The following is a 12,682-nucleotide window of genomic DNA, read 5'->3' as shown; positions in this document are numbered from 1 at the left end:
GCCCAAACCGCCCCCACCCCGCCCGGCAAGGCAAGGCACGCAGCGCAACCGGCGGTACTTGGCCAACACACCCCCACACAGCCGACCCGCCCGGAGGGCACCCGGTAGGGTCCGCCCCGTGCCGCACCACGCCTCCCGCCGGACCCTGCTCACCGCAGCCGCCATGGCCGCCGTCGCCGCCGCGGGGGCCGCCTCCGCCACGCTCGGCACACTCGGCACCCCCGACGACCCGAGGTCCCCCGAGGGCCCGCCGGGCCACCACCCCGACCGGGCGATCCTGCGCCGCTTCGTGGACGGGATGAGCCTCGCCGAGAAGGTCGGGCAGCTCTTCGTCTCGCGGGCGTACGGGCATTCGGCGACCGATCCCGACCCGGCCGACGCCGAGCAGAACCAGACACTGTTCGGCGTGCGCACCGCCGCCGAACTGGTCGCGCGCTACCACCTCGGCGGGATCGTCTACTTCGCCTGGGCCCACAACACCCGCACCCCGCACCAGATCGCCGCCCTCTCGGTCGGCCTCCAGCAGGCCGCCCTCACCTCCGGCGCGCGGATCCCGCTGCTGCTCTCGACCGACCAGGAGCACGGCGCCGTCGCCCGGATCGGCGCCCCGGCCACCCTGTTCCCGGGGGCGATGGCGCTCGGCGCGGGCGGTTCCACCGCCGACGCCCAGCGGGCGGCGCGCATCGCGGGCGCCGAGCTGGCCGCGCTGGGGATCCGGCAGGACTACGCGCCGGTGGCCGACGTCAACGTCAACCCGGCCAACCCCGTGATCGGCGTACGGTCCTTCGGCTCCGACCCGCACGCCGTGGCGGCCCTGGTGGCCGCCCAGGTGCGCGGCTACCAGGGTGCGGGCGTGGCCGCCACCGCGAAGCACTTCCCGGGCCACGGGGACACCGAGACCGACAGCCACGTGGGCCTGCCGGTGATGCGGCACACCCGCGCCGTCTGGGAGGAGCTGGACGAGCCCCCGTTCCGGGCCGCGGTGAAGGCGGGCGTGGACGCGGTCATGACGGCGCACATCGTCTTCCCCGCGCTCGACCCCTCGGGGGACCCGGCGACCCTCTCCCGGCCGATCGTCACGGGCATCCTGCGCGAACGCCTCGACTTCCAGGGGGTGGTGGTCACGGACGCCCTCGACATGGCCGGGGTCCGCCAGAAGTACGGGGACGACCGCGTTCCCGTACTGGCCCTGCTGGCGGGCTGCGACCAGCTGCTGAACCCGCCGGACCTGGGGCTCGCGTACCGCAGTGTGCTGGCGGCCGTCGAGGCGGGCGAGCTGACGGAGGCCCGGGTCGAGGAGTCGGTGCTGCGGATCCTGGAACTGAAGTCCCGCCGGGGGCTGTTCGACGAGGCCTACACCACGACCGAGGCGGTGGACGCCACCGTCGGCATCCGCAGGCACCAGGACGCCGCCGACCAGATCGCGGCGCGTACGACGACCCTGCTGGCCAATCCGCGCGGGCTGGTGCCGATCGACGCGGCGGCCGGCCCCCGGCTGCTGGTCACGGGGACGGATCCGGCCTCCCCCACGGGCACCACGGGGCCTCCCACGGCTGTACTGGCGCGGGAGCTGACGGCCCTGGGCTGCCGGGCCACGGCGGTGCCGCCCGCCCGTGCGGTGGCCGCGGTGCCCGGCCACGCGGCCGTGCTGGTGTGCACGTACAACGTTCCGGAACAGGACGCCGAGAACGCACAGCACCGGCTGGTGACGGACCTGGTCGCGTCCGGAGTCCCGGTGATCCTGCTGGCGGTCCGTAATCCGTACGACCCGGCCCGGCTGCCGGCCTGCGCGGCGGAGCTGGCGACGTACTCGTGGACGGACGTCGAGATGCGGGCGGCGGCCCGGGTGCTCACCGGCGCGGTGCGGCCCGCCGGCCGCCTCCCCGTCCCGGTGCCGGGCCGCTACCCGCTGGGCCACGGGCTGACGCGGTAGTTCCCGGCGCTGGCCCGCGGCCCACGGGCCGGGACCAGGTCGGCCCGCGGCCAACGGGCCGGGACCGGCTCGGCCCCGGCCCGGTGCTTCACGGCCGCAGCTGCGGCTCGCGCTCCAGGTCCTGCTGGTCGAGCTGCGCGTCCGCGGCGGCCAGCGGCGCCGCCTTCGACTCGTCGGCGATCGTGGCGGCCGGGGCCACCCCGGCCCACTGCAGGATCTTCGCGGTGGCGAGGGTCTTCTCGCCGTCCAGGAGCTTCGCGACATTGGCCCCGTGGTTGGCACCCGGCGCGATCATGACGTAGCTGTCGCGCACCCCGTACCCGAGGTGGAAGGGCTCGGCGCCCCACGGGTCGTTCTGCCCGTACACGAAGAGCATCTGGTCGGCGTTGTTGCGCACCCACTTGTCCACGTCCGCCATGGCCCCCTGCTGGAAGGTCATGGGGATGTCCCGGGGCACGAAGTTGCGCGGCGGCTGGTAGCCGTAGCGGCTCAGGTTGCCCAGGTGCGGCAGTTTGATGTCCGGCGAACCGAGCTGCGTACCCGCCTGGTAGTAGTACGGCGTGTACGTCTCCAGGCCCTGGTCGGCGTAGGCCGAGAAGCCGGAGATCGCGTCGATCGAGTCCCAGATCTCCTGGTCGCTCGCGGTCCTGGCGTCCGGGATGGAGCCGCAGTCGGAGAGCAGGCTGTACTGCCAGAAGGCCCAGACGTAGTCGAGCACGACGGCCTCGTAGGCCTTGTCGAGGTCGCCGACGGTGGTGAAGGTCCAGCCGTTCTCGGCCGCGGCCACGGCGTACTTGGCCTCCAGCGGCTCGCGGCGCACGAGCGCCTCGCGCTGGACCGCGTTCAGCTTGTCGCGGCACTCCTTGGTGCCGACCTTGGCGAAGAAGCGGTCGTAGGCCGAGTCCTCCTTGTTGACGACGTCGTTGGGCGCGACGTACGCGACGACGCCGTCCATGTCGCGCGGGTAGAACCGCTCGTAGTACGTCGCCGTCATGCCGCCCTTGCTGCCGCCCGTGGCCAGCCAGTTCTTCTTGTAGATCTTCTTCAGGGCGGTGAAGAGGCGGTGCTGGTCACTCGCGGCCTGCCAGATGTCCAGGTTCGCCCAGTTGGCCGGGTCGGGACGGGAGGGGGTGAAGAATCGATACTCCAGAGACACCTGGTTGCCGTCGACGATGGTCGTCGGCTCACTGCGGCGCGGGCTGGTGTTGACGTTGTAGCCGGAGGTGAAGAACACCGACGGCCGCGAGACGTCCTTGTGCAGAAGGGTCAGGCGCTGCTTGAAGGTGCCCTTCAACGGCTGCCGGTGGTCCACCGGCTGCTCGTAGTTCAGAACGAAGAAGCGGTAGCCGGGGTACGGCTTCTCCTCGATCAGGCTCATCCCGGGAATGCCGAGGATCTGGTCCTTGATGTCCGTGGCGGCCGGCGGTTCCGCGGCTGTGGCCGCTTGCGCCGTGGAGCCGGCCGCGCCCATGGTGCCGATGAGCACCACGAGCGACAGCAGCCATCCGAGCGTCTTGCGCATTCACCCTCCCCTTGAGTTCACTTCGGTCGCCGTGAACCTAGCGGGGGCAACACGCCGCTGAACAGACCTAGTTGGGCCGGTACCTCAGCACAGGATCCAGCCGGAAACGGCCGATCCGGCACCCACACTGCCCCTTACGTACACGCAGCGACTGATCGCACCGACGGTGACAGGTCCGGCATATCGGGTGAAACGGCCCTCTTCGCGGACGGGCGCCCCGCCGCGCGGCTGGATGCTCACCGCCATCCGCCGCCCCTCGCCGGGGACGCGGGCGACGGTCACCGCGCAGGCCCGGTTGCGGCTCTTGTAGACGCGCACCTCGCCCGTCTCGAAGGGCACGGTCTTCGCCAGCCGGCCCCCGCAGCCGTGGGCCGCCGCCTGCGCGGGCGGCGCCGTGAGCAGTCCGCCGGCGCAGAGCCACAGGGCCGCCGCGAAGACCCCCAGGGACGCGGCCCGGCGGGCCCGTCTCCTCCACCCGTGCAACAACCTGTCCCCCGATCGGTCGTACGCACTGCACGCGCACGCACGTACGACGCCCGAACCCCGCGGAAGGTTGCAGCACGCAAGGACCCGGCCACCCCCACCGCGCCGCGGCACAGCGTCGCGCACCGGGCCGCGGCCGCCGCCCGCCCCTCGTACGGGTGGTCGGGGCCGCCGACATCTTCGCGCTCGGATCCCGGCTGCTGTCGGCCCTCGACGAGCCGGCCACCCTCCCTCAGGCCGCGGCGCGCTCGTCCTCCCCGACGAAGGTGCGCCACAGCGCGGCGTACCGGCCGTCACGCGCCAGGAGTTCGGCGTGGGTGCCGTCCTCCACGACCCGGCCGCGGTCCATGACGACGACACGGTCGGCGCGCGCGGCGGTGGTCAGCCGGTGCGCGACCACCAGGGTGGTGCGCTTGCCGGCGAGGCGGTCCGTCGCCCGGTTGACCTGGGCCTCGGTGGCCAGGTCCAGGGCGGCGGTGGCCTCGTCGAGCAGCAGCACGTCCGGATCGACGAGTTCGGCCCGGGCCAGCGCGATCAGCTGGCGCTGGCCGGCGGAGAGGTTGCGGCCGCGTTCGGCCACGGTGTGCAGGTAGCCGCCGTCGAGGGTGGCGACCATGTCGTGGGCGCCGACCGCGCGGGCGGCGGCCTCGACCTCGGCGTCGCTCGCGTCGGGCCGCCCGTAGGCGATGGCGTCGCGGACGGTCCCCGGGAAGAGGTAGGGCTCCTGGGGGACGACGCCCAGGCGGTGCCGGTACGCCGTCAGGTCGAGCTCCCGCAGATCGGCGCCGTCCGCGGTGATCCGGCCGGAGGTCGGGTCGTAGAACCGGGCCACCATCTTGACCAGCGTGGACTTGCCGGCTCCCGTCTCGCCGACGAAGGCGACGGTCTGTCCGGCGGGTATCCGCAGGCTGATGCCGGCCAGCGCCTCCCCCTTCTCGCCGCGCTCCTCCGCCGTCCCGTACTGGAAGCGGACGTCCTCGAAGGCGATCTCCCCGCGCAGCTCCGGCACCTCGCGGGGCGCGTCGGGGAGCGGGGTGGCGGTGGGCTCGCGCAGCAGCCCCTGGATGCGGCCCAGGGAGACGGTGGCCTGCTGGTAGCCGTCGAAGACCTGGGAGAGCTGCTGGACGGGCGCGAAGAACAGGTCGATGTAGAGCAGGTACGCGACGAGCGCGCCGGTGGTGAGCGTCCCGGCCTCCACCCGGCCCGCGCCGACGATCAGCACGGCGGCCGCGGCGCCCGAGGACAGCAGCTGGACGAAGGGGAAGTAGACGGATATCAGCCACTGGCCGCGGACCCGGGCCTCGCGGTAGGAGTCGCTGCGCTCGGCGAAGCGGGTGGCGCCGGAGCCCTCGCGGCGGAAGGCCTGGACGATGCGCAGGCCCGAGACGGACTCCTGGAGGTCGGCGTTGACCAGGCTGACCCTGTCGCGGGCGAGCTCGTAGGCGGCGACGGACCTGCGGCGGAAGACGATCGTGCCGACGACCAGGACGGGGAGCGTCGCGAAGACGATCAGCGCGAGCTCGACGTCGAGGACGAGCAGGGCGACGAGGATCCCGAAGAAGGTGAAGACGGAGACGACGGCGGTGACGAGCCCGGTCTGCAGGAACGAGCTCAGCGAGTCGACGTCGGTGGTCATCCGGGTCATGATCTTGCCGGTCAGCTCGCGCTCGTAGTAGTCGAGGCCGAGGCGCTGGAGCTGGGCGAAGATCTTGACACGGAGGGCGTACAGGACGCGTTCGCCGGTACGGCCCGTCATGCGGGTCTCGGCGAACTGCGCGGCCCACTGCGCGACGACGAGGGCGAGGGCGAGCCCGGCGGCCACCCAGACGGCGCCGAGCACGGCCTGCTCCACGCCCTTGTCGATGCCGTGCCGGATCAGGATCGGCAGCAGCAGTCCGGCGCCGGCGTCCACGGCGACGAGGCCGAGGCTGACGGCGAGCGGCGCCCAGAAGCCGCGGAGCAGGCGGCGCAGGCCGTAGCTCTCCTCGGCGGACGCGGCGCGGGTTTCGTCCACGTCGGGTTCATCCTCGGCGGGCGGCAGCGCGGCCACCTGCGCCAGGAGTTCGGGCGTCGCCGGCATGCCGGCGACGGCCCCGGCCATGGAGTGGCCGGCTCCGGGCGCGCCGCCCGCGGCGGCGGCGGGGGCCTGGCCGCCGCTCTGCTCGTCGCGGCGCCGCCACAGCTCGGGGGTGATCCCGTCCGCGACCCGGCGCTTGGCGTTGACCGGCTCGGAGTCGATTTCGGCTTCGAGTTCGATGTCCCGTTCGAGCTTGCGGTCGAGCTCCCGCTCGAACTCCGTCATCAGCGGGGCGTCCGGAGTGCGCGGCGAGCCGGCGCCGAGCGCGTCGGGGTCGGTGAGCAGCCGGCGGTAGAGCGCCGAGCGGCGCTCCAGCTCCTCGTGCGTCCCGAGGTCGGCGAGCCGCCCGCGGTCGAGTACGGCGATCCTGTCGGCGAGCGCGAGCGTGGAGCGGCGGTGGGCGATCAGCAGGGTGGTCCGACCGGCCATGACGGCGCGCAGGGCCGCGTGGATCTCGTGCTCGACGCGCGCGTCCACGGCGGAGGTGGCGTCGTCGAGGAGGAGCAGCCGGGGGTCGGTGAGGATGGCCCGGGCGAGGGCGATGCGCTGGCGCTGGCCGCCGGAGAGGGTGAGCCCCTGCTCGCCGACCGTGGTGTCGTACCCGGCGGGCAGGGCCTGGATGAAGCCCTCGGCCTGGGCGGCGCGGGCGGCGGCCTCGATCTGCGCGTCGGTGGCGCCGGGGTGCCCGTAGGCGATGTTGGAGCGGATGGTGTCGGAGAAGAGGAAGGAGTCCTCCGGGACGAGCCCGATCGCGGAGCGCAGGGAGTCGTAGGTCAGCTCGCGGACGTCGTGCCCGCCGACGCGGACCGCTCCGCGGTCGGCGTCGTAGAAGCGGGGCAGCAGCAGCGAGACGGTGGACTTCCCGCTCCCGGAGGCACCGACGACGGCGATGGTCTCGCCTTCCGCGACGGAGAGCGAGAACCCGTCGAGGACGGGCCGCTCGGGGTCGTAGCCGAAGCGGACGTCGTCGAACTCGACGGTGGCGGGCGCGTCGGCGGGCAGCTCGTGGGTGCCCTCCTGGATCGCGGGCTCGGTGTCGATGAGCTCGAAGACCCGCTCGACGCCGGCGCGGGCCTGCTGGCCGACGGTGAGGACCATGGCGAGCATGCGGACCGGGCCGACGAGCTGGGCCAGGTAGGTGGAGAAGGCGACGAAGGTGCCGAGGGTGACCTGCCCCTCGGTGGCCATCCAGCCGCCGAGGGCCAGCATGGCGACCTGGGCGAGGGCGGGTACGGCCTGGAGGGCGGGGGTGTAGCGGGAGTTGAGGCGGATGGTGCGCATCCGTCCGGCGAACAGCCGGCGGCTCGCCGTGCGCAGCTTGCCGGTCTCCTGCTCCTCCTGGCCGAAGCCCTTGACGACGCGGACGCCGGTCACGGCCCCGTCGACGACGGTGGCGACGGCGGCGGCCTGGCCCTGGGCCCACCAGGTGGCCGGGAAGAGCTTCTTGCGGCTGCGCTTGGCGATGAACCAGAGGGCGGGGGCCATCAGCAGCGCGACGACGGTCAGCAGCGGGGAGAGCCACAGCATGACCCCGAGGGATATCCCGAAGAGCAGGAAGTTCCCGATGGTCATGGGCAGCATGAAGAGCAGGCCCTGGATGAGCTGGAGGTCGGTGGTGGCCCGCCCGACGACCTGCCCGGTGGACAGCTCGTCCTGGCGGCGCCCGTCGAGGCGGGCGATGGTGGCGTACATGTCGGTGCGCAGGTCGTGCTGCACGTCGAGGGCGAGCCGCCCGCCGTAGTACCGGCGTATGTACGTGAGCACGTAGACGAGGAGGGCGGCGACTATGAGGAGCCCGGCCCAGGGCCCCATGGGCTTGCTCCGGTCCCCGATGACGTCGTCGATGATCACCCTGGTGACGAGCGGTACGAGCGCCATCACGGCCATGCCGCCCAGCGAGGAGCCGAGCGCGAGCAGCACGTTGCGCCTGTACCGCCAGGTGTAGGCCGTCAGCCGCTTGCCCCAGCCCTGTTTCTCCCCAGCCGCCGTCACGTGGTGCCTCCCCGTTCGTCTTGTCCTGCCGGAGGCGGCAACGCCCCGACCGGCGGATTTCATCCCGCCGCAACAATTCGAACGTGTACGCAGGGCGGCTCGGGCGCACGCGGGGAGCACCCGGACGTGGGCCGGGCGGGGCCGATCGCCGGGTGGGCCGGGGCCGCCGCGGTCAGAGGTGGGTCGGGGCGAACATCTTGAGGAGCGCCGGCAGGACGACCACCGAGGGGCCGGGGGTGGCGAGGGCCTTCTTGAGGTCGGAAGCCAGGGATTCCGGGGTGGTGGTGGTCGCCGGGACGTCGAAGGACGCCGCCAGGGCGGCGAAGTCGGGGCGGGTGAGTTCCGTGGCGGTGGCGCTGCCGAAGGACTGCGTCATGTACTCGCGCAGGATGCCGTAGCCGCCGTCGTCCACGATCAGCCAGGTGACGTCGAGGTCGTGCTGGCGGGCCGTGGCCAGTTCCGCGATCGAGTACATCGCGCCGCCGTCGCCGGACACCGCCAGGACCGGTGTGCCCGGTTCGGCGACGCAGGCGCCCAGCGCCGCCGGGAAGGCGTAGCCGAGGCCGCCCGCGCCCTGCGCCGAGTGCATGGTGTTGGGGTGCTTCGCGTCGAAGGCGGACCAGGCCCAGTACGACAGGATCGTCATGTCCCAGAAGGACGGGGAGCGCGCGGGGAGGGCGGAGCGGATCGAGGCCAGCAGCGAGCGCTCCAGGGAGACGTCCTGGCCGGCGAGGCGGGCCTCGATGTCGTCGAGGACGAGGCGGACGCGCTCCGGGGCGGCGGGGTCCTCGCGCTCGGACACCGTCTCCAGCAGGGCCTGGAGGGCCAGGCGGGCGTCCGCGTGGATGCCGAGGGCCGGGTGGTTGGACTCCAGCTTGCCGAGGTCGGCCTCGATCTGGACGACCCGGCCCGTGGGGAAGAACGTGTGGTAGTTCGAGGAGAGTTCCCCGAGGCCCGAGCCGACGACCAGCAGGACGTCCGCGTCCTCCAGGAAGTCCGTCATGTGGCGGTCCTCCAGCCAGGACTGGAGGGAGAGCGGGTGGGTCCACGGGAAGGCGCCCTTGCCTCCGAAGGTGGTGACCACGGGGGCGCCCAGGCGTTCCGCCAGCTGCCTGAGCTTGCCCGCGGCGTCGGAGCGGACGACCCCGCCGCCCGCGATGATCACCGGGCGCTCCGCCGAGGAGAGCCAGTGCGCGGCCAGGGCGGTGAGCTCCGGGCGGGGGGCGAGCTCGTGCGGGGTCGCGTCCATGCCCGTGACCTGCGGGATGATCGTCTCCGCGCGCAGGACGTCCTCCGGGACCTCCACCCAGACCGGGCCGTGCGGAGCGGTCAGCGCCGACTCCCAGGCCTCCGCGACGACGGAGGGGATCTGGGACGGGGTGCGGGCGGTGTGGACCGACTTCACCACGTCCCGGAAGGACGCCGACTGGTCGCGCAGCTCGTGCAGGTGGCCGCGCCGGCCCCCGCTCAGACCCGCGACGGGGACCTGCGAGGAGATGGCGAGCACCGGGGCCGAGGCGGCGGCCGCCTCCGCGAGCGCGGGCAGGGCCATGAGCGCGCCCGGGCCGGTGGAGAGGAGGAGGGGGACCGCCTCGCCCGTGATGCGGCCGTAGGCGTCGGCGGCGAAGCCCGCGTTGTTCTCCGTACGGAGTCCGACGAGGCGCAGGTCGGAGCGCCCCACCGCGTCGAAGAGGCCGAGGGCGTGCTGCCCCGGCAGCCCGAAGACGGTGGTGGCGCCCAGCGAGCGCAGCGTTTCCACGACCAGGTCCCCGCCCGTCCGCCCCGGCGGCGGGGCCAGGGCGGCGGCCGTCTGGGCCTCGGTGGGACGGAGTACCAGGTCGTGGTCGTGCGTCACGTGCGCTTACTCACCCTTCGGGTTCGCCTTCGCCGCCGTGCTGTGCTTATCGACCCTGCCTGGCGGCGGAGATCTGACGGCTCATGATCGTGGTCAGCTCGTACGCGGTGTGCGAGGCCGCGACCGAGGTGATCTCCGCGTGATCGTACGCCGGGGCCACCTCTACGACGTCCGCCGAAACCAGGTTGCAGGAGGACAGGCCGCGGATGATCTCCAGCAGCTCGCGGGAGGTCATGCCGCCCGCCTCGGGGGTGCCGGTGCCGGGCGCGTGCGCCGGGTCCAGCACGTCGATGTCGATGGAGATGTAGAGCGGGCGGTCGCCGATGCGCTGGCGCAGCTGGTCGGCGACCTCGTCGGCGCCGCGGCGGTAGACGTCCGCCGAGGTGACGATGCCGAAGCCCATCTTGGCGTCGTCGTCGAGGTCCTGCTTGCCGTACAGCGGGCCGCGGGTGCCGACGTGCGAGAGCGCCTCGGTGTCGAGGATGCCCTCCTCCACCGCCCGGCGGAACGGCGTGCCGTGGGTGTACTCGGCGCCGAAGTACGTATCCCAGGTGTCCAGGTGCGCGTCGAAGTGGAGCAGGGCCACCGGGCCGTGCTTCTTCGCGACGGAGCGGAGCAGCGGGAGGGCGATGGTGTGGTCGCCGCCGAGGGTCATCAGGCGGGATCCGTTGCCGAGCAGCTCGTCGGCGGCGGCCTCGACCGTCTCGACGGCCTCGTTGATGTTGAAGGGGTTCACGGCGATGTCGCCGGCGTCCGCGACCTGCGCGAGGGCGAAGGGGGAGGCGTCCTGCGCCGGGTTGTAGGGGCGCAGCAGGCGCGAGGCCTCGCGGATGGCGTTGCCGCCGAAGCGGGCGCCCGGGCGGTAGGAGACGCCGGAGTCGAAGGGCACGCCGACGACGGCGACGTCGGCGGAGCCGACCTCGTCGAGGCGGGGCAGCCGGGCGAAGGTCGCCGGGCCCGCGTAGCGCGGGATGCGGGAGGAGTCGACGGGGCCGCGCGGCTGCGTGCTCATGGGGGGTGCCCTTCTGGAGGTCCTACAAGTGCGGTCCTTCGAGCGTAAGGCGGCGCCCACCCGGCGCGAAGTGTACGTACCATCCACAGGAGACCCCTGATCTGTACGGAGTATCCATGGCCGCCCCGCCCACTGCCCCGCCCCCGCCCACCGCTCCGGTGGCGCTCGGCGCGCTGCTGCCCGACCGGGAGCTGGGCCTGCGCCACCTCGCGGGCCCGGCCGAGGCCGATGTGCACGGGGTGCACGCCTCCGAGATGGCGGACCCGTCCCCGTACCTACTGGGCGGCGAGCTGCTGCTGACGGCGGGGGCCGGGCTGGGCACGGATCCCGACGGCTACGTCGCCCGTCTGGCCGAGGCCGGGGTGGCGGCGCTCGGCTTCGGGGTGGCGCCCGTGCACGAGCGGGTGCCGGCCGGCCTGGCCGAGGCCTGCGCGCAGCACGGGCTGCCGCTCCTGGAGGTCCCGCCTGGCACCCCCTTCAGCGCGGTGGCCCGTACGGTCTGGCGGCTGATGGCGGGGGCCCGTACACGGGAGCTGCGCCGGGTCACCGAAGCCCAGCAGTCCCTCGCCGCGGCGGCCGCGCGGCCCGATCCGGTCCCGGCGGTGCTGTCGCGGCTGGCGGCGAGCCTGGGCGGCCACGTCACGCTCCGGCCGGACGACCGCTCCGCGGGGAACCCGCCGCCCCCGGAGGCCGCGGCGGCCCTGCGCGCGCTGCTGGCCCGCGTCGGCCGGGCGGGCGGGCCCGCGACGGCGACCGACCAGGCGGGCGGATGGCACCTCACGGCCCACGCCCTCGGCGGCCCGGCACCCGCGGCGGGCCCGGCACTCGCGGCTGGCCCGGCCCTCGCGGCTGGCCCGGCACCGGACGGCCCCGGCGTCCCGCCCGGCCGGGGCACCCCGGCCGGGCGGGACGCCGGGCCGGAAGCCGGGCGGGCAGGCAGGCGGGACGCCGGGCCGGAAGCCGGGCGGGCAGGCAGGCCGGAAGCCGCGCCGGAGCCCGCGCCGGAGCCCGCGGCCGAGCCGGGGACGGATGCCGTGCGGGCGCTCGGGACCGCCACCCCGGCCCGCGCCCCCGGCGACCACACCATCGCCTCGGTCGCGGCGGTGCTGCTGACCCTGCTCACCGCGCACCGCCCGGCTGCCGGACCCGAGGCGGCGGCCCTGACCCGGCTGCTCCTCGACGGCGACCCCGCCGCGGCCCTGTCCCCGGGGCCCTGGCACGTGGTGCACGCCCGCGGGACGGGCGACCCGCAGGCCCTGGCGGCCGCGCTGGGCACCGTACTGGTCGACCCGCGCGGGGATCCCGTACGCCTGCTCACCGAGCGGGAGCCGGGCCCGCGGCCCGGCTGGCGCCTCGGGGTGAGCGCCCCGGCCGCACCCGGCGCGCTGCCCGCCGCCGACGCGCAGGCCCGGCGGGCCCTCGAGCGCGCCGAGGCGGCCCGCACCCCCCTGGCCCGGCACGCCGCACCCGGCCTCTCCGGCCTGGTCGGCGAGGCGGAGGCCCGCGCGCACGCCGCGGCCCTGCTCGCACCGCTCTCCCCCGTCCTGCGGGAGACCCTGCGCGGCTGGCTGGCGCACCACGGCGGGTGGGACCGCACCGCCGCCGCCCTGGGGGTGCACCGCAACACGGTTCGCCAGCGCGTGGCCCGCTGCGCGGAGCTGCTGGGGCGGGACCTGGACGACCCGGACGTCCGGATGGAGCTGTGGTTCGCACTGCGCTGGGAGGAGCCGCTGCCGGGGCCGGGCGGCTGAACGCTCCCCGACGCCCGCCCAGCGGGCCCGCCGGGGACGGCGGCCGCCCCTACGATG

General features: G+C 74.4%; 7 protein-coding genes. 2 read left to right on the top strand and 5 right to left on the bottom strand.

Going from position 1 to position 12,682, the window contains the following annotated elements; translation table 11 throughout:
- Positions 1 to 118: 118 nt before the first annotated feature.
- On the top strand, positions 119 to 1,933 hold the full coding sequence (locus tag IF88_RS0127850; protein ID WP_030718258.1) for a glycoside hydrolase family 3 protein: 1,815 nt from the start codon (positions 119 to 121) through the stop codon (positions 1,931 to 1,933).
- 88 nt (positions 1,934 to 2,021) lie between these two features.
- Here the strand turns inward: IF88_RS0127850 and IF88_RS0127845 are convergent, their stop codons facing one another.
- From IF88_RS0127845 to speB, 5 genes are all read right to left on the bottom strand, one after another.
- On the bottom strand, positions 2,022 to 3,455 hold the full coding sequence (locus tag IF88_RS0127845; protein ID WP_030718249.1) for a S28 family serine protease: 1,434 nt from the start codon (positions 3,453 to 3,455) through the stop codon (positions 2,022 to 2,024).
- Positions 3,456 to 3,539: 84 nt separating this feature from the next.
- Positions 3,540 to 3,938 carry a hypothetical protein gene (locus IF88_RS0127840; protein WP_063754848.1) on the bottom strand — a complete coding sequence of 133 codons (399 nt, stop codon included), beginning with the start codon at positions 3,936 to 3,938 and terminating at the stop codon, positions 3,540 to 3,542.
- Positions 3,939 to 4,170: 232 nt separating this feature from the next.
- Positions 4,171 to 8,070, bottom strand: coding sequence for an ABC transporter ATP-binding protein (locus IF88_RS0127835; RefSeq protein ID WP_420711006.1), 3,900 nt, complete (start codon positions 8,068 to 8,070; stop codon positions 4,171 to 4,173).
- A 109-nt stretch (positions 8,071 to 8,179) separates the two neighbouring features.
- Entirely contained in the window at positions 8,180 to 9,862 is a 1,683-nt protein-coding gene (locus IF88_RS0127830) for a thiamine pyrophosphate-binding protein (RefSeq protein ID WP_030718243.1), read from the bottom strand.
- A gap of 46 nt (positions 9,863 to 9,908) precedes the next feature.
- Entirely contained in the window at positions 9,909 to 10,874 is a 966-nt protein-coding gene (speB, locus tag IF88_RS0127825) for an agmatinase (protein ID WP_030718242.1), read from the bottom strand.
- Between the two features lie 116 nt (positions 10,875 to 10,990).
- On the opposite strand from speB, the gene IF88_RS0127820 reads away from it, so the two are divergent.
- Positions 10,991 to 12,625, top strand: coding sequence for a PucR family transcriptional regulator (locus IF88_RS0127820; RefSeq protein WP_030718241.1), 1,635 nt, complete (start codon positions 10,991 to 10,993; stop codon positions 12,623 to 12,625).
- Positions 12,626 to 12,682 lie beyond the last annotated feature (57 nt).

Source organism: Streptomyces sp. NRRL F-2580, from assembly GCF_000720115.1.
In the GTDB taxonomy this organism is placed as follows: Bacteria; Actinomycetota; Actinomycetes; order Streptomycetales; family Streptomycetaceae; genus Streptomyces.
This window is presented reverse-complemented; position numbering and strand designations above follow the sequence as displayed.